Annotated in this window: 16 protein-coding genes; 11 read left to right on the top strand and 5 right to left on the bottom strand. The window is 50.9% G+C overall.

The genetic code is table 11. The features are described 5' to 3' along the window. Positions 1-102 precede the first annotated feature (102 nt). Positions 103-591: a cyclic pyranopterin monophosphate synthase MoaC gene (moaC, locus tag B3355_RS04275; protein WP_019883700.1), complete on the bottom strand. Its 489-nt coding sequence runs from the start codon at positions 589-591 to the stop codon at positions 103-105. Positions 592-705: 114 nt separating this feature from the next. On the opposite strand from moaC, the gene B3355_RS04270 reads away from it, so the two are divergent. The 4 genes from B3355_RS04270 (at position 706) to ahpF (ending at position 5564) form a co-directional block, all read left to right on the top strand. Next, positions 706-2274, top strand: coding sequence for a M48 family metalloprotease (locus B3355_RS04270; protein WP_292780558.1), 1569 nt, complete (start codon positions 706-708; stop codon positions 2272-2274). Positions 2275-2278: 4 nt separating this feature from the next. Then, positions 2279-3085, top strand: coding sequence for a thiosulfate oxidation carrier complex protein SoxZ (soxZ, locus tag B3355_RS04265; RefSeq protein WP_292780555.1), 807 nt, complete (start codon positions 2279-2281; stop codon positions 3083-3085). Between the two features lie 159 nt (positions 3086-3244). Next, positions 3245-3808, top strand: coding sequence for an alkyl hydroperoxide reductase subunit C (gene ahpC, locus B3355_RS04260; protein ID WP_019883695.1), 564 nt, complete (start codon positions 3245-3247; stop codon positions 3806-3808). A 193-nt stretch (positions 3809-4001) separates the two neighbouring features. Continuing rightward, a complete protein-coding gene (gene ahpF, locus B3355_RS04255) occupies positions 4002-5564 on the top strand; it encodes an alkyl hydroperoxide reductase subunit F (RefSeq protein ID WP_292780550.1) in 1563 nt (520 codons plus the stop codon). A 63-nt stretch (positions 5565-5627) separates the two neighbouring features. On the opposite strand, the gene B3355_RS04250 is transcribed toward ahpF, so the two are convergent. Next, complete coding sequence (locus tag B3355_RS04250) at positions 5628-7268, bottom strand: NAD(P)/FAD-dependent oxidoreductase (protein WP_292780547.1); 1641 nt, start codon at positions 7266-7268, stop codon at positions 5628-5630. Between the two features lie 189 nt (positions 7269-7457). Here B3355_RS04250 and B3355_RS04245 point away from each other — a divergent pair, with 189 nt between their 5' ends. After that, the gene (locus B3355_RS04245; RefSeq protein WP_292780544.1) at positions 7458-8555 is read left to right on the top strand and encodes a diguanylate cyclase domain-containing protein; all 1098 of its coding nucleotides are present in this window, start codon (positions 7458-7460) and stop codon (positions 8553-8555) included. A 6-nt stretch (positions 8556-8561) separates the two neighbouring features. On the opposite strand, the gene B3355_RS04240 is transcribed toward B3355_RS04245, so the two are convergent. Beyond that, entirely contained in the window at positions 8562-9161 is a 600-nt protein-coding gene (locus B3355_RS04240) for an HdaA/DnaA family protein (protein ID WP_019883691.1), read from the bottom strand. 24 nt (positions 9162-9185) lie between these two features. Next, on the bottom strand, positions 9186-10316 hold the full coding sequence (locus B3355_RS04235) for an AI-2E family transporter (protein ID WP_047515867.1): 1131 nt from the start codon (positions 10314-10316) through the stop codon (positions 9186-9188). A gap of 176 nt (positions 10317-10492) precedes the next feature. On the opposite strand from B3355_RS04235, the gene purM reads away from it, so the two are divergent. From purM to B3355_RS04215, 4 genes are read left to right on the top strand one after another with little or no spacing between them, the layout of a single operon-like run. Then, complete coding sequence (gene purM, locus B3355_RS04230; RefSeq protein WP_047515869.1) at positions 10493-11539, top strand: phosphoribosylformylglycinamidine cyclo-ligase; 1047 nt, start codon at positions 10493-10495, stop codon at positions 11537-11539. Positions 11540-11553: 14 nt separating this feature from the next. Next, positions 11554-12255 carry a DUF3108 domain-containing protein gene (locus tag B3355_RS04225; RefSeq protein WP_235273001.1) on the top strand — a complete coding sequence of 234 codons (702 nt, stop codon included), beginning with the start codon at positions 11554-11556 and terminating at the stop codon, positions 12253-12255. A 28-nt stretch (positions 12256-12283) separates the two neighbouring features. Beyond that, positions 12284-13372 carry a DUF3108 domain-containing protein gene (locus B3355_RS04220; protein WP_292780534.1) on the top strand — a complete coding sequence of 363 codons (1089 nt, stop codon included), beginning with the start codon at positions 12284-12286 and terminating at the stop codon, positions 13370-13372. A 22-nt stretch (positions 13373-13394) separates the two neighbouring features. Next, positions 13395-14672, top strand: coding sequence for an RsmB/NOP family class I SAM-dependent RNA methyltransferase (locus B3355_RS04215; protein ID WP_292780532.1), 1278 nt, complete (start codon positions 13395-13397; stop codon positions 14670-14672). Between the two features lie 26 nt (positions 14673-14698). Here the strand turns inward: B3355_RS04215 and B3355_RS04210 are convergent, their stop codons facing one another. Beyond that, entirely contained in the window at positions 14699-15283 is a 585-nt protein-coding gene (locus tag B3355_RS04210) for a hypothetical protein (RefSeq protein WP_292780529.1), read from the bottom strand. A gap of 95 nt (positions 15284-15378) precedes the next feature. On the opposite strand from B3355_RS04210, the gene B3355_RS04205 reads away from it, so the two are divergent. After that, entirely contained in the window at positions 15379-16605 is a 1227-nt protein-coding gene (locus tag B3355_RS04205) for a dicarboxylate/amino acid:cation symporter (protein ID WP_292780527.1), read from the top strand. Between the two features lie 6 nt (positions 16606-16611). Next, entirely contained in the window at positions 16612-17145 is a 534-nt protein-coding gene (locus tag B3355_RS04200; RefSeq protein ID WP_292780525.1) for a GNAT family N-acetyltransferase, read from the top strand. The last annotated feature ends 77 nt before the right edge of the window (positions 17146-17222 follow it).

The raw sequence follows: 17222 nt of genomic DNA, 5'->3' as shown, positions 1-17222 counted from the left end.
AAAGAAAAGTAACTCGCCTACAGGTGAAAGAAATGCCTCGATACGGTCAGTGTCGTTTTAAAACGTAATTCTTTTGTATTTACTTGGATAGGTTTTCGTTACTTAAACGGCTACCCAATCCCCACTCTTCCCACCATGCTTCTCCAGGACTCTCACCCCTTGTATGGTCATGCCTCTGTCAATCGCCTTGCACATATCATAAATCGTTAGCAGTCCCACTTGCACAGCAGTCAATGCTTCCATTTCGACCCCTGTCTGCCCGGTAGTTTCACATTGCACGCGGCAGCTAATGCTGTGTTGTGCTTCATCTGCCACAAAATTGACATCTACCCGGCTTAGGCTGAGCGGGTGGCAGAGTGGAATTAAATCACTGGTTTTTTTGCTGGCCTGGATCGCTGCGATACGGGCGATGCCGAGTACGTCGCCTTTTTTGGCGTTGCCTTGCAGGATGGTTTGCAAAGTAGCGGCCTGCATGGTGATGTGGCCTTCGGCAATGGCGATGCGTTTGGTATGGGCTTTGTCGCCGATATCCACCATGTGGGCATGGCCTTGGGCATTGAAATGGGTGAGTCCTGAGGTTGATTTTGTCATGGGTTTACGCGTGTGAAAAAGGATGAACTCAAGCGATGAAGTCGTTATCATAACAAGTTTGGGTGGTTGGCACAGGCCTGTGATCGGGCGGTGCAATTTCAAACGCTGGGATTCATGGCTTTTAAAGACATTAAACATGCTTATCAACAGGGTGGCCGACACGTGGTGCGTGGCTTGCTGTTGTGCGGCCTGTTGTTGGTGCCGGGGGCAACGTTACTGGCTAATTATGCAACAGGCGTGTTTTCGGGTAAGCCGTATGAGCCGGATGATCTGGACTTGAGTTTGCCATCAGATTCATCTAATCAATTGCCGGAGCTGGGCGATGCTTCGCAAACTGTATTGTCATTGCGTGATGAAGAAAAGATTGCGCACCAGATTCTCAAGCAGGTGGCGACCAGTGAGGATGTGCTGGATGATGCAGAAGTCACTGATTATCTGCAAGCATTAGGGTCACGATTGGGCGAGAGCAGCCCGGACCGGCAGCAGAAGTTTTATTTTTTTGTGGTACAGGATAAAACCATTAACGCGTTTGCCATGCCTGGTGGCGTGATTGGTGTGCATACCGGTTTGTTTATGGCTTCGAACAGTGAGTCAGAGTTGGCCAGTGTGCTGGGGCATGAAATTGGTCACGTCACCCAGCATCACCTGGCGCGCATGCTGGCGTCACAAAAGTACGATATGTTTAAAAATATCGCGGCGACAGCGTTGGCCTTATTGATTGCGCGTTCGAATCCGCAGGTGGGGATGGGGGCCATGACCGCTGCTTCTGCGGCAGGGATACAAAAGCAATTGGATTACACGCGTGAGCATGAACGCGAGGCCGACCGGGTGGGTCTGACCATTTTGCAGGATGCCGGATTTGATGTGCGCGCCATGCCGGCCTTTTTTACCACCATGCAGCGTGCGACACGCTTTTCTGATGGCGGCAGTATGCCCAGCTATTTGCGTACACACCCTTTGACCAGTGAGCGTATTGCCGATATTGGTAACCGGGTGCAAAACCTGCCTTACAAGCAGATTAACGAAAGCCTGACTTTTTTCCTGATGCGGGCGAAAATCCGCGCTTTCCAGGGTGCCCCGCAACAAATGGTGGAAGAGTTTCAGAATAATATTAGCGAAGGTCGTTATCAGAACGAACTGGCAGAGCATTATGGCCTGGCTTATGCCTGGCTGCGGGCCAATCAGGCAAAGAATGCGCAGGGGGAGGTCGACTGGCTGGTGCAGCATGGTATGGTGAGTCCTTACCTGGTGACGTTAAAGGCGCTGACTTTGGCCAAGCTAGGCCAGGTGCCGCAGGCACAGGCGCAATTTGTGCAGGGCTTGCAGCAGTATCCCAAACATAGAATCCTGGCACAAGGTCAGGCTGAGTCATTAATACGTAGTAATCAATGGGCGCTGGCTGTGACCTTTATTCAAAAGCAACTGGATACTTTTCCCGATGACCCCAAGCTGTATGACTGGCTGGCAGCTGCTTATCAAGGACAAGGCAAGCAGATGTTACGGCATCAGGCATTGGGCGAAAGCTATGTGCGTAAATATGATTTGCCGCGCGCGATTGACCAGTTTGAGATCGCCAGCAAAGCCAAAGATGGCGATTTTTATCTGCAATCCAGAGTAGAGGCACGGCTGAAAACGCTAAGGCTGCAACTCAAACTGGAGCAGGGGGATGATAAAAATGGATAACAGTATGCAAAGACGGGTGTGGTTGAAAGCAGGGTTAGCGTTAGCCACCATGCCGTTTTGGCTGGTTGCACGCAAACTCGAGGCAGCTACCTGGTTTACGCAAGCCTTTGAGGCCAAGCAGACAGCGCAAGTGATGGCAGCGCTGCAAGCGAGCGCCGTGCCGGTGTCGGCTGATTTGCAGATTGACGCGCCACAGAAAGCCGAAAATGGTGCGGTGGTGCAGGTTGAGTTGACGAGCAAGCAGGCTGCAGGCGGCGTGAGCAGTTTGCGCTTGCTGGCGGATGCTAACCCGACCCCGCTGATTGCCAGTTTTGAACTGGGGAAGCAGGTGTTGCCCAAGCTGGTGACGCGCATCAAACTGGCGCAGTCGGGAGAGGTGATTGCGTTAGCGCAGCAGGCAAATGGGCAGTTTCAGCAACAGCGACGCCAGGTGATTGTGCTGGAAGATGGCTGTGCCGGCAGCGAACGTGAAGAGCCGTTTGCCAGCAGCATGAAAATGCGTGCACGGTTGATGGATGAGCGTTCGCCAGGCAAGCCAGTCACTGAACTAAAGATTATTATTCTGCATCCCATGCGTACTGGCCGCAGTAAAAACGATGATGGCCAGTTGCTGCCTGCGCATTTTATGCAGCTCATGCAGGTGGTGCTGAATGGGCAGGTGATTGTTGACGCGCAGACCGGTACCGGCATTGCGCGTAACCCTTACTTTACCTTTTATATACAAGAAGCCAAGGTGGGCGATGTGATTGCGGTAAACTGGCAAGATAACCTGGGTTATGAAGGTCATGGTCAGGTCACGGTGTCGGCCTGATTTTTAATCGTCAATTTTATTGATTAATAATATTTATCAGTAAAATTAGAATAATCAATTTTACATATGGTATGTGGTTGCTTAAAATGCATCCATTCGCTGTTGAAACACAGCAAATTTTAATTAAGTCCTGTTTAATAAATCATAAAGGAGAACTAAATGTCATTGATTAACACACAAGTACAACCATTCAAGGCGCAAGCATTCCACAACGGTAAATTTATCGAAGTGACTGAAGAGTCTTTGAAAGGCAAATGGTCTGTGTTGATTTTTATGCCAGCGGCGTTCACTTTCAACTGCCCGACAGAAGTTGAAGATGCAGCTGACAACTACGCAGAATTCCAGAAGGCTGGTGCTGAAGTGTACATCGTGACCACCGATACGCATTTCTCCCACAAGGTTTGGCACGAGACTTCACCAGCAGTGGGCAAAGCAAAATTCCCACTGGTTGGCGACCCGACACACCAATTGACACGTGCATTTGACGTGCATATTGATGAAGAAGGTCTGGCATTGCGCGGTACATTCGTGATCAACGCTGATGGCGTGATCAAAACTGCTGAAGTACATAGCAACGAAATCGCCCGTGATGTAAAAGAAACCTTGCGTAAGTTGAAAGCAGCGCAATACACCGCTGCTCACCCAGGCCAGGTTTGCCCAGCCAAATGGAACGACGGTGCTGCAACATTGACACCATCTTTGGACTTGGTAGGTAAGATCTAAATCTCTTTGAGATGACTTGAGCAAAGCCCTGCGCAAGCAGGGCGCTCAGGTAAAGTCACCCGGTTGTCTTTAATATGGCGGTGGTTTTACCTGAGCGAGCTTCCCCCCAACGACTTTTGATCGCCATACGAGATGGCCACGGCTTGTTGTTGCCGCAAGGTTTAGACAAGCGCGTGAATTTGGAGAATAAAAAATGTTAGACGATACCTTAAAGACACAACTGCAAACCTACCTGGGCATGCTGCGTCAGCCTATCCGTCTGATCGCATCCCTGGACAACAGCGACAATGCTGCAAAAATGCGCGAGCTGTTGCAAGAAATTGCTGCGTTGTCAGACAAAGTCAGCCTGGACGAAACCGGTGATGATGCCCGTAAACCTTCTTTCGTGATTGCTAAAGAGGGCGAGACCCGTGGCGTGCGTTTTGCGGCGATTCCATTAGGCCATGAGTTCACTTCACTGGTGCTGGCCCTGTTATGGACCGGCGGCCATCCGCCCAAAGTGGAGCAGGATGTGCTCGACCAGATCAAGGCGCTCGACAGCGATTTGAACTTTGAAGTGTATATGAGCTTGTCTTGCCATAACTGCCCAGACGTGGTGCAGGCAACCACCTTGATGACGGTGTTTAACCCGCGCATTAATGTGACGGTGATTGACGGTGGTTTGTATCAGGACGAAGTGAATGCGCGTAACGTGATGGCGGTGCCTGCTACCTTCTTGAATGGCGAGATGTTTGCCTCTGGCCGTATGCTGGTGGAAGAGTTTCTGGCCAAAGTCGATACTGGTGCAGTCGCAAAAGAAGCCGAGAAAATCAGCGCCAGAGAACCGTTTGATGTACTGGTGGTTGGCGGTGGCCCGGCGGGTGCTTCAGCTGCGATTTATGCCGCCCGTAAAGGCATACGTACCGGTATTGTGGCGGATCGTTTTGGTGGTCAGGTGAATGATACCCTGGCGATTGAAAACTTTATTTCAGTCAAGGAAACCGAAGGGCCAAAACTGGTGGCAGCCCTTGAAGAACACGTGAAAACCTATGACGTGGATATCATGCCCTTGCAACGTGCGGTTGCTCTGAGTGAGCCTCAAAAGGACAACAAACATGCTGGCCTGATTGAAGTGAAGCTGGAAAGTGGCGCGACCCTGCGTAGCAAGTCTGTGATTCTGGCCACGGGTGCACGTTGGAAAAACCTCAACGTGCCTGGTGAAGTGGAATACAAAAACAAGGGTGTGGCCTATTGCCCGCATTGTGATGGCCCTTTGTTTAAAGGCAAGCACGTGGCGGTAGTCGGTGGCGGTAACTCTGGTGTTGAGGCAGCGATTGACCTGGCCGGTGTGGTCGGGCATGTCACCTTGCTGCAATTTGACACCGAGCTTAAAGCCGATGCTGTGCTGCAACGCAAATTGCGCTCACTGCAAAACGTGACGATTTTAACCAGCGCGCAAACCACAGAAATTACCGGTGACGGTACCCGTGTCAATGGCCTGACTTACCTGGATCGCGTCAGTGGTGAGAGCAAGCATGTTGCACTGGAAGGTGTGTTTATCCAGATTGGCCTGGTGCCGAATAGTGACTGGTTAAAAGGCAGCGTGAACCTGAGCAAATATGGTGAAATCGAGATTAACAACCATAATGCCACTTCATTGCCAGGCGTGTTTGCGGCGGGGGATGTGACCACGATCCCTTACAAGCAAATTGTGATTGCCATGGGTGAAGGCTCTAATGCAGCGCTGGGTGCGTTTGATTACCTGATTCGCCAGTAAGTGTAGTAGCAATAAAAAACCTGCTTCGGCAGGTTTTTTATTTTGGGTGACTTGGAAAGCGGATCAGGAAACTAAAGACAATGAAACCGCTTCGGCGACTTTAATGCCATCCACCGCGGCGGACAAAATACCACCAGCATAACCAGCGCCTTCACCACATGGGAACAAACCTTTGGTATTGATACTTTGCAGACTTTCATCATCTCGCTTGATACGGATAGGACTAGACGTACGTGTTTCCACGCCAGTCAGAATGCCATCTTTCAGATCAAAGTTTGGAATCTGTTTAGCAAAGGCTGGAATCGCTTCGCGAATGGCTTCAATGGCGAAAGTGGGTAGCGCAGACTCAAGGTTGGTGAGATGTACACCAGGTGTGTAAGACGGTGTCACTTCACCAAATTCGGTAGACGGCTTATTCGCCAGGAAATCACCAATCAATTGCCCGGGCGCGGAATAATTACTGCCGCCCAGCACAAACGCCTGGCTTTCCAATTGGCGCTGTAATTCAATACCAGCCAATGGATGATCGGGGTAATCGACTTCAGGCGTGATGCCGACCACAATGCCTGCATTCGCATTGCGCTCGTTACGGCTGTATTGACTCATGCCGTTAGTCACGACGCGATTAGGTTCAGAAGTGGCCGCGACGACGGTGCCACCTGGACACATGCAAAAACTATACACGCTACGGCCATTTTTGGCATGGTGTACCAGTTTGTAGTCCGCGGCGCCCAGCTTTTGCAGAATATCGTCGCTATAACTTTTGCCGTAGCGCGCACGGTCAATCAGGCTTTGCGGATGTTCGATACGGAAGCCAATCGAGAACGGCTTGGCTTCGATATAAATGCCTTTTTCATGCACCATTTCAAAAGTGTCACGGGCGCTGTGGCCCACGGCCAGTACCAGGTGGTTGGTTGGCAGGTATTCACCGGTATGTACGGTGACACCCTGTACCTGTTGGTCTTTGACATCAATATCGGTCACGCGCTGGCTAAAGCGGATTTCTCCGCCCAGGCTGATGATAGTGCTACGCATTTCCTCCACCATGCTTACCAGCTTGAAGGTACCGATGTGTGGATGGCTGATGTAGAGAATTTCTTCTGGCGCGCCAGCTTTAACAAATTCCTGCAGCACTTTGCGGCCGTAATGTTTGGTGTCTTTAATCTGGCTGTAGAGTTTGCCGTCAGAGAATGTACCGGCGCCGCCTTCACCAAACTGCACGTTGGATTCTGGGTTCAATTCGCGTTTACGCCATAATCCCCAGGTGTCTTTGGTACGTTGACGGACTTCCTTGCCACGTTCTAGCACAATCGGTTTGAATCCCGCCTGGGCGAGAATCAGCGCAGCAAAAATGCCGGCGGGACCAAAGCCAACCACGACCGGTCTATGCGTGTTTTCTACAGCCTTTTCGGGCGCGGTCGTGACGAATTGATAAGTGGTATCCGGCGCAGGTTTGATATGTGGGTCTTTTTTAAACTTGGCTAAAATTTTCGCCTCGTTTTTGACTTCGGCATCAATGTTATACACATACAAGATCGCGTGCGATTTTCGCGCATCTACACCGCGTTTAAAAATCTCAAAACGGATTAATTCACTTTCAGGAATTTCCAGTCGTTTGAGGATCGCCGCCTTAATCTGGTCATCCTGATGTTTGAGGGTTTCAGCGTGTACCAGCGGCAGTTTGATTTCGGTAATGCGTAACATAAAGGTCTCGTGGATAGTGGTTATCTATCAAAACTCTATTTTATTATAATCAGACTAGTCGTATCATAGATTTTATTCGGCTTCGATTTAATCTGCGCAAAAAAATGACGATATAAACATCGTATGTTTAATTACAAGCGACGAATAATTATCCCGTTAATCATTGCTACTGCACTTTTGTGCGTTTCAATGGTGTGGCTGTTTATTGCCATGTATCAGCTTGTCTATTATTCAGAACAAAAAGACCTGGTCGACCGGCAGCGCTATGACATTGTGGCGCTGGGCAAAGCCATCACTAATGCTGAAAGCGGACAGCGCGGCTACTTGCTCACAGGCCATACCTTGTTTCTGGATACCTTGGAGCAGGGCCGTATCGAGACCAGGCAAGTGATGGCAAAGCTGGATAAGCAGTCGCTGGATGTGACTGAGATACGGCCTGAGCTGGAAAGAGTCAAACAGCTGGTGCATCAGAAATTTGACGTCATGGACCAGAGTATCCAGGTGCAATTGCATGCAGGCGAGTTTTCGCCACATTTGTCGCTGAGCAAGGACAAGGGGCGTGAAGTGATGAAGCTGATTGATGATCAGCTGGACGCGATTGATGGCAAGTTGCAGCGAATGAGGGAAAGCTTTGAGCAGGAAATCCGCAAGCGCATGTTTGCCTCTGTGGTGGGCGCGATTCTACTGGGGGTGCTGATTATTGGCGTATTGCTATTCTCTTATCGCAGTACGACGCATTTGCTGGAACAAGTGCTGGAAAATCAGGCCGTCGCCAAACAAGCCAGCCATCAGGCGGATCACGACTTGCTGACCGGCTTGCCTAATCGTCGCAGTGTCGATGTGCATCTGGCCAATACGTATCAATTGGCCAGGCATACCTCCAAGCAGTTTGCGGTGCTTTTTATGGATCTTGACGGCTTTAAGCTGGTGAATGATAAATATGGCCACGGCGTAGGCGATGCGTTGCTGATAGAAGTGGCTGATATGTTTAAAAAAGTACTCAGGCAATCTGACTTTCTGGCGCGCCAAGGCGGGGACGAGTTTGTGCTGGTGGTTGGCAGTTATTTATATCGCCACGAATTGACGCAGTTAGCAGAGCGCCTGATCAGATTATTTGCGCAGCCGGTGGTAGTACGCGGTATCCCGTTGGAGATCGGTGTCAGTATCGGTATCGCCGAGTATCCGCATCATGGCAAGCATGTGAAACAGCTGCTGCATGTGGCGGATAAGGCGATGTATGACTCGAAGAAAAACGGCAAAAACCGCTACAGGTTTGGGTCAGAATAAAGGCGCTTAGAACACGTCTTGCAGCATCTTTTTCAGTGACTGCACGGTGACTGCTTTTTTAGCCGTCAGTGACCATTCATCCAACGCCTCCAGCACTGCCATCAAGGTTGGCAAGTCGCGGCGCAGATAGCGCAAGCAGTAAGCAATCACTTCGTCTGGCAGTTTCATGCCGCGATCGCGGGCATGCGCGCGCAGGGCATCAGCTTTTTCATCGTCACTGAGCGGATGTAACTGGTAGACCAGTCCCCAGGCCAACCGCGTGGCCAGGTCGTCACGCAAGCCCATTTGTGTAGGCGCATGGTTGCCTGCAGTGACTAATACACCGCCTTCGGCCTTGATCTGGTTGTAGGTATCAAACAGCACGATTTGTGATTCTTCATCGAGTGTGTGCACATCGTCTGCAATGTGCGCGCCCATGTCTTGCGCGGCGAGCAGTAAATGGCTTTTACCACTGCCGGATTCTCCCCACAGGTAAATAAAGCGGGTGGTGGCCTGGCCAGCCAGGACGGCATGCACACTGGCAAGCGCCTCCTGGTTTTGTCCAACGATATAGTTATCAAAACTCGGCGCAGCCGGTGGTTGAATATTGAGCAACAGTTGTTTCACAGCGGTCGTTTCAGGTGTCTGGAATCACTCGTCCAGGGTTTGAATAATTTGCGGTTGGCTGCTCAAATAAGCTTCGCTACGCAAATAACTTTGTTTGGTGTGGCGCACCCCCACAGCAATGGCGGCGCTGACAGGTAATGCCAGCAATACGCCCGCAAAACCAAATAACTGGCCGCCTGCCATCAAGGCCAGAATGACAATGACGGGATGCAGGCCGATGCGGTCACCGACCAGAATCGGGGTGAGGATAAAGCTTTCTACCAACTGGCCGACACCAAACACCAGTAACACTGGCACGACTTCTGGCAACGAGGCAAACTGCAATAAGGCCAGTACCACCGCCAACACAAACGCCAGCGCAAACCCCAGGTAGGGCACAAAACTCAGCAAGCCGGCAATCATGCCGATAGAAAGTGCCATATCCAGGCCAGCCAACCATAAGCTGACACTGTAAAACACACACAATGACAGCATGACCGACAATTGGCCGCGCAAGAATTCGGCAACGACACGATCGATTTCAACCGACATGCTTTTGGCCCTGCCGACCCAGTCGCGCGGAATCAATTCGCCGATTTCGGCCACCATGTCATCCCAGTCGCGCAAGAAATAAAACAGCACTACCGGTAACAAACAGATATTGGCAAAAATGCCAATCAGGCTCAGGCTTTTCTGGCCAGCGTTGAGCAGAAAGGTGCCTATCATGCTGCCTGCGGTTTGCCAGTGCTCGGTGATCAGCTTTTGCACGTCGGCGTGATTCATGTCGAGGTGGATGCCAAATCGTTGCAGCAGCCAGGGCTCGACTTGCTGGTGAAAGTGATCGAGCAGCAGCGGCAGGCGTTGAGCGATCAGCATAGATTGCTGTTGTAGCAAGGGGATGATAATGAGCAGCAGGCCGGTGACAACCAGAATGACCCCCAGCATCACCAGCAGCGTTGCCAGTGTGCGGCCAATTTGCCAGCCCTTAATGCCGGTTTCACTCAGGCGGTCTACCAGCGGATCCAGCATATAGGCAATGACCGCCGCCGCCAGAAACGGGGTCAGGATAGGTTCCAGCAGGTAAAACAGGTAGATGAAGACCGCCGTCACAAGCCACCAGCGATGATCGCTGACAAATTGGGTGGCGACAGATTTCTGATGATCCTGGTCTGACATGGGCGTGTGTGACGCATCCGCACAATCCGGCATAGGTCGAAGCGGCAAGATGCGTTAAAATAATGATTATTTTAAAATTATACTGAATTTCAACGCTGTATCGCGCTTTGTTATAAACATCTGCGCTGCTTACAGTGGTTCACCTGATTAATCGCATTGAAAGAAATGAGAGTATCTTGACGACTTCTTCTGATAAAACTTCACTCACCTACCGTGATGCTGGTGTCGATATGGAGGCTGGTGATGCCTTGGTCGAGCAAATCAAGCCGTTTGCCAAGCGCACCATGCGCCCGGAAGTGATGGGCGGCATTGGCGGCTTTGGCTCGCTGTTTGCCATGCCTAAAAAATTCAAGGAGCCAGTACTGGTGTCCGGCACCGATGGCGTGGGCACCAAGCTGAAACTGGCTTTTCAGCTGGATAAGCATGATACCGTGGGTATCGACCTGGTGGCCATGAGTGTCAACGATATTCTGGTGCAAGGCGCTGAGCCGCTGTTTTTCCTCGATTATTTTGCCTGTGGCAAACTCGAAGTTGGCACCGCTGCCGCGGTGATTAAAGGGATTGCCCTCGGCTGTGAAGAGTCAGGTTGTGCGCTGGTGGGCGGTGAAACGGCCGAAATGCCGGGCATGTATCCTGCCGGTGAATATGACCTGGCGGGCTTTGCTGTTGGTTGCGTGGACAAAGCTAATATCATTGATGGTTCTACCATCAAAGCCGGCGACGTGGTGTTGGGCCTGGCTTCCAGCGGTGCGCACTCCAATGGCTATTCGCTGATCCGTAAGCTGATTGAAAAATCCGGTATCGATATGGAATCCGATTTTCATGGCCGCCGCTTTAAAGACGTGGTCATGGCACCAACCAAGTTGTATGTGAAGTCTATTCTCAAGTTGCTGGACACCCTGCCAGTAAAAGGCATGGCGCATATCACGGGTGGCGGTATTACCGAAAATATTCCGCGCGTGTTGCCAGCTGGCTTGACGGCAGAAGTGCAAAAATCCAGCTGGACCTTGCCACCGTTGTTCCAGTGGTTACAGGCACAAGGCAATATTGAGCCGATTGAAATGTACCGCACATTTAACTGTGGTATCGGCATGGCAGTGATTGTGGCGGCTGAGCATGCAGAGCAGGCGCAAGCTGTGCTGGCTGGCGCGGGCGAGACGGTGTACCGCATTGGCCAGATTCGTGAGCAACAAGCAGGTGAAGCACCAACCGTGGTCGTGTAATGCGTGATGGTGTAATGCTGCTTTTCAGCAATCACAAGCGCATCGCGGCCAGTCTGTTAGTCACGATGCTGCTGTTGGTATCGCCTGCATTGTCAGCGGCGCCCAAGCAGTTGACGCTCAAATATGACTTGCTGCAACAGGGCATCACCATCGGCACGGTCAAAGACCAGTTGAGTGTAACAGGCAACCGTTATCAAATCGCATCGCTGGCTGAGGGTAAAGGAATCTATAAGCTCATGGGTGAGCGCACACTCTCCAGCCAGGGCCAGGTGATTGCCAATGCCTTGCGCCCCAATCGTTTTGAGTCTCGTCAGTCCAAGCACCCAGATAAAGCACTGATCAGTGATTTTGACTGGTCAAAGAAAGTGCTTAAGATGCAGATTAAAGATGAACAAGCGACAGATAAGTTATCCAAGGGCACGCAGGATTTATTAAGTGTGATGTATTGCTGGATGTGGCAACCGCCTAAGGACAAGCAGGTGAGTTTTTCTGTCGCCAACGGTAAAAAACTGGCACCACATACGTTTGTGGTGACTGAGGAAACCACGCCATTGCAGACTGAGGCGGGGACGTTTAATGTGATTAAACTGACAGATGCAGATGGTGAGAAAACCCTGTATCTGGCCAAGGATAAGAATTACTTGCCAGTGAAGCTGGTGATTCAGGATGATGGTAAACGCATGGAACAGGTGATCACCAGTATCACCGGTCAGTAACAGGTTCTGCAGCGAGAGAAAGCGCGTGATGCAAGCATCAGCTCTGCGACACTGGATTCAACAGCATGTTTCATGGCCATTGGCGCTGGCACTCTGTCTGTCGTTATTACTGCATGTGTTTGCGTTTAGTGAAGTGAATTGGCGCAACTGGTTTGATAATGAAGTGCGTGCGCCTTCTGTATTGCAGGCACGATTATTACCGCCTCCCGCACCGCCTGTCTCTACTGCGTTGGCAAAGCCTGTGTCGCCGCTCAACTCACCCAAAAAGCAAGCTGCACCGCCGCCTGCGCAGGCTCCCGCTGTGACGCCAACGCCAGCAGCTGAATCGGCCACTGTGACAGATGCGCCGCAGGCGCCATTGGCCGATGCTGAGTCGCCAGCCATCAGTGAGGAGGATACGCAAAGCAGCTTGGCAGAAATCAATGCCTGGCATGAAATGGATCACCCTGAGGCTGTGCCGGATGATGCACAGCCGCCGCCTTACCAGCATGTGAGGACTGACTTTGTGGTGTTTGTGAACGGCGAAGAGCGGCCCGCGGGCAGTGCAGAAATTGAGTATGTTCGCGATACATCGGCCACTTATCGTTTGCGTTGGCTGGTGGAAGGGCGCGGTCTGTTAAAATTGCTATATCCCTCGCTAGAGCAGCAAAGCTCAGGCGAAGTGGGCCCAGGCGGTTTGAAGCCGCAATTGTATCGCTATGCCTTTGGCAGCCGCGCCAGTAAAACTTATGAAGCTGTGTTTGACTGGGAAACCAATGTGATTACCCTGAAAACAGCCAAGGGTGAGCAGCGCCGGGATTTGCGCGTCAATACGCAAGATATCCTCAGTTTTATGTACCAGTTTATGTTTGTGCCGCCGTTGCAAGAAATGCATGTGACGCTGACCAATGGCCGGCGCGTTGGTGAATATGAATATACGTTTGAAGGCGAAGATAGCCTGGTGATTGCTGACCAGACCATTCAGACGGTGCACATTGTGCACACACGTGGCGATACCGACGAAAAAGTAGAACTATGGCTGGCCAGCGATTATCGCTATGTGCCGGTCAAAATTAAAAAGCTGGAGAAAAACGGCATGGTGATTGAGCAAGTCGCCACGCGGTTGATCACCGAATAATGTAAGTATTTGAAAGATTCTGATGAACCAATCCCTGATGCGCCAGACGGCGATGTTGTTAAACGACATACTGAAGTTCGAAAGTCCGGCCGATGCCAAGCTCAGCGAATTTTTTCGCCAACATCGTGAGTTAGGTACCAAAGACCGTGCATGGGTGGCTGAAACCGCTTATGGTGTCTTGCGCCGTTATCGTTACCTGCGCGAAGTCTCTGTCAGTGAGACAGACGAGCAGGAAGATACGCGTAAACTGATTATTGCCTGGTGGCTCAAGATTGAAGGCAAAAGCATTCGTGACTTAGATGAGATGCTGGATGAGCGCCAAAAAGAATGGGCAGTGGCCATTAAAAGCAAAAACAGTGAAGGCTTTGCGCCAGCTGTGCTGGCCGATGTACGCGACTGGTTCTGGAACAAGCTGGTCGAGCAATATGGCGAGGCTGAAGCCATGACCATTTGCCGCAGCATGTTTGAGCAAGCGAGCCTCGATTTACGCGTGAATACCATCAAGTCCAACCGTGAAGAAGTGCTGGCGCGCATGCTGGCAGAAAACACAGTGAAAGATAACGTCATCGCCCCAACCCCTTATTCACCTGTGGGCATCCGCATGGGCGCACGTCTCAATATCGGCAAACACATCCTGTTCACCGAAGGCAAAATTGAAGTGCAGGACGAAGGCAGTCAGTTGTTGAGCTACCTGGTCGCGCCTAAACGCGGGCAAATGGTGGCCGATTTATGTGCAGGTGCTGGCGGTAAAACCCTGGCACTGGGCGCACTCATGAAAAACACCGGCCGTTTATATGCGTTTGATGTGTCTGAAAAACGCCTGAATAACCTGGGTCAACGCTTGAAACGCAGCGGCTTGTCTAATCTGCAAGCGCAACTCATCAACAACGAAAACGACTTGAAACTCAAACGCCTCAACGGCAAATTTGACCGCGTGTTGGTCGATGCGCCATGTAGTGGCCTGGGTACCTTGCGCCGTAACCCTGACCTGAAGTGGCGTCAGGCGGAAGAAGATGTTGCCGAGTTAAACGTCAAGCAAACCAATATCCTCGCCCGTGCCGCCAAACTGTGTAAAGCAGGTGGCCGTGTGGTATATGCCACATGCAGTTTGTTGCGTGACGAAAACGAAGCCATTGCCGAAGCGTTTTTACAAGCGCATCCTGAGTTTAAATTGGTGCCTGCCAATGAAGTGCTGGCGCAGCAGAATATCGTGTTAGATACCGGCGACTATCTGAAGTTACTGCCGCATTTGCATGGCACGGATGGTTTCTTTGCAGCGGTATTTGAAAAAGCGGCTTAGCTATTAGCTGCCTCTGCGCAGCCTTTTTATTCGATCAGGTGGTCTGCTTGCATTTGTTTGATCGCATGTGCAGCAACCTCTTGATTGGTGCTTGTCGGTGCATACACTTCGGCGCGGTAATGCCATACAGCGCTTGATTCAGTGGCAGGGCGTATCCAGATATCTACGGTGTAGTTTTGTAAATACTTTGCGGCAGCGACTTTACCTGATTCCAACGTAATGGAGAGAATATGGCTAGGTTTATGCCGTTGAGCTGCTTCCATCAATTTGGATAAGTTATTTATTTCATATCCTTTGACCGTATATTCACTGACTGGAATGCCTGCATGATTCAACTGCTGTTGCAGTTCTACTGCGACTGCATAGGCTTGATGATTCAAAATGTCTTTGCGATTTTGTTCAGGCCGAACAATCATGAGTTGATTGATATTGCCCAAGGGGCCGCGTTTTACTTCTGAAGTTGCTTTAATATCACTACCCGTACTGGCGCAAGATGCAAGAAAAATTAATCCGGCAAAAGTGATCGCGTAGTTTTTTATTAGCATCATTATCCTTATTTCTATATTAGCCATGAGCGTGATTAAGCTTTCTGGATTTAGGATTGTCAGCAAGGTATTTCATCTCCCGACATGAATATTAACGTATGTAAACTTTATACGTGTTGGTGGTTTTGCACAATGTAATTATTTTTAAGGATGTCGTGTAAATGAAAAGCATTGGACTCAATGGACAAATCTTTTTCGCCGCTACCGCCGCGGTGGCACTTGGCCTTTTTGCACATGGCAAACAAGTTGATAACGCTTTATATGCCGCCAACCTGGTCGGCACCCTGTTTATCGACCTGCTCAAAATGGTGATGATCCCGCTAGTATTTTGTGCCATCGTCACCGGCATCGCCAATCTGCGTAAACATAGTCAAATTGATATTGTCTGGAAAACCACACTATTGTTTTTTGCTACGACTACCATCATTGCAGTCGTTATCGGCTTGGGTGCCAGCCATCTTTTCCAGCCTGGGGCAGGTTTACACCTCAATATGTTTGCCGATGCCCTGCAGCAGTTTGAAACCAAGCAGCTCACCTTGCCTGAGTTCTTCACGCAATTTCTGCACGGCATCTTTATGAACCCGTTCAAAGCGCTGGCTGAGGGCAATATCCTGGCCATTGTGGCTTTTGCCTTGTTGCTGGGGATTGCGCTGGTAGTATCTGCCGAGCGTTACCCACACTTGCTGGCTGTGTTTGAAGAAGGCATGGCGGTGGCGATGCAGATTATCAACTGGATTATGCGCCTGGCACCTTTTGGTATTGCCGCGTTGCTATTCAAACTTGTCGCCACGCAGGATGTGAGCCTGTTTGCCAGCTTGACCAAGTTTATGCTGGTGGTGACCGGGACCACCTTGTTTCATGGTCTGGTCGTGCTGCCACTCTTGTTATTCCTGCTTACCGGCAAACGTCCGTGGTGGTTTTTACAGCGGGCACGTGAGTCCCTGCTCACGGCATTTGCCACCAGTTCGAGTAATGCCACCATGCCGGTGACCATGCGTTGCGCGACAGAACATATGCAGGTGAAGCCTGAAATTGCAGGCTTTGTGGTGCCGCTGGGCGCCACCGTGAATATGGATGGGACCGCATTGTACGAAGCCGCGGCTGCTTTGTTTGTTGCACAACTGGCTAGTATTGACTTGTCACTCGGGCAGCAACTGGTGGTGTGCTTTACCACCATGATCGCCGCCATGGGCGCACCGGGTATCCCGAGTGCGGGTATGGTCACCATGGTCATGGTATTGCAAAGCGTGGGCTTGCCCGCAGAGGCCATTGCCATTTTATTACCGATAGACCGCTTGCTGGATACTGTACGTACTGCGGTGAATGTGGAAGGCGACATGATAGGTAGCCTGGTGGTACAACATCGAATCGAAAAATTAGCGCAATAAATCGCCATGACTGAATTAATCATCAAACCTGCCCAGGTGCAGGATGCCGATGCCATTTCGGCACTGGTCAATCGTGCTTATCGCGGCGAAAGCAGCCGGGCAGGCTGGACCACAGAGGCTGATCTGCTGGATGGCAAACGCACGACGACCGGCGATGTACTGGCATTGTTAAATCGTCATGATGCCGTGATCCTGACTGGCTGGGTCGCGGAGACGCTGATGGTCACGCTGTGTGCCGAATGGCATGCGGATGAACAAGTCGCACATCTGGGCATGATTGCCGTAGAGCCAACGGCACAGAATCGTGGCTATGGTAAAAAGATAATTCTGGCGGCCGAGCAATTGTCGGTTGAGCGCTGGGGCGCGCCTGCCAGTCAAATGGCTGTGGTTAGTGTGAGGCAGGCGCTGATTGCGTTTTACCAGCGGCTTGGGTACCAGGCGACGGGGGAATTAAAGCCTTTTCCTTATCTGCCGGAGATGTGGCAGGCGAAGGTGGAGAATATGCAGTTGATCACTTTACAAAAGAATTTGATCGTTTAATTGATTGCTGGATTAGGCTGGGAAAGTAATTCTTTGGCGGGTTGTTTGGGAGGTTGCTTTTCGCCTTTTCGGCGAGT

Origin of the sequence: Methylophilus sp. UBA6697 (genome assembly GCF_002454655.1) — a bacterium.
Lineage (GTDB): Bacteria > Pseudomonadota > Gammaproteobacteria > Burkholderiales > Methylophilaceae > Methylophilus.
This window is presented reverse-complemented; position numbering and strand designations above follow the sequence as displayed.

Excerpts from the sequence above, each read along its gene's own strand:
- ahpF (WP_292780550.1), top strand. The coding sequence starts at position 4,002 with ATGTTAGACGATACCTTAAAGACACAACTGCAAACCTACCTGGGCATG.
- B3355_RS04250 (WP_292780547.1), bottom strand. The coding sequence starts at position 7,268 with ATGTTACGCATTACCGAAATCAAACTGCCGCTGGTACACGCTGAAACC.
- B3355_RS04235 (WP_047515867.1), bottom strand. The coding sequence starts at position 10,316 with ATGTCAGACCAGGATCATCAGAAATCTGTCGCCACCCAATTTGTCAGC.
- B3355_RS04200 (WP_292780525.1), top strand. The coding sequence starts at position 16,612 with ATGACTGAATTAATCATCAAACCTGCCCAGGTGCAGGATGCCGATGCC.
- B3355_RS04270 (WP_292780558.1), top strand. The coding sequence starts at position 706 with ATGGCTTTTAAAGACATTAAACATGCTTATCAACAGGGTGGCCGACAC.
- B3355_RS04245 (WP_292780544.1), top strand. The coding sequence starts at position 7,458 with ATGGTGTGGCTGTTTATTGCCATGTATCAGCTTGTCTATTATTCAGAA.
- soxZ (WP_292780555.1), top strand. The coding sequence starts at position 2,279 with ATGCAAAGACGGGTGTGGTTGAAAGCAGGGTTAGCGTTAGCCACCATG.
- B3355_RS04215 (WP_292780532.1), top strand. The coding sequence starts at position 13,395 with ATGAACCAATCCCTGATGCGCCAGACGGCGATGTTGTTAAACGACATA.
- ahpC (WP_019883695.1), top strand. The coding sequence starts at position 3,245 with ATGTCATTGATTAACACACAAGTACAACCATTCAAGGCGCAAGCATTC.
- moaC (WP_019883700.1), bottom strand. The coding sequence starts at position 591 with ATGACAAAATCAACCTCAGGACTCACCCATTTCAATGCCCAAGGCCAT.
- B3355_RS04225 (WP_235273001.1), top strand. The coding sequence starts at position 11,554 with ATGCTGCTTTTCAGCAATCACAAGCGCATCGCGGCCAGTCTGTTAGTC.
- B3355_RS04220 (WP_292780534.1), top strand. The coding sequence starts at position 12,284 with ATGCAAGCATCAGCTCTGCGACACTGGATTCAACAGCATGTTTCATGG.
- B3355_RS04205 (WP_292780527.1), top strand. The coding sequence starts at position 15,379 with ATGAAAAGCATTGGACTCAATGGACAAATCTTTTTCGCCGCTACCGCC.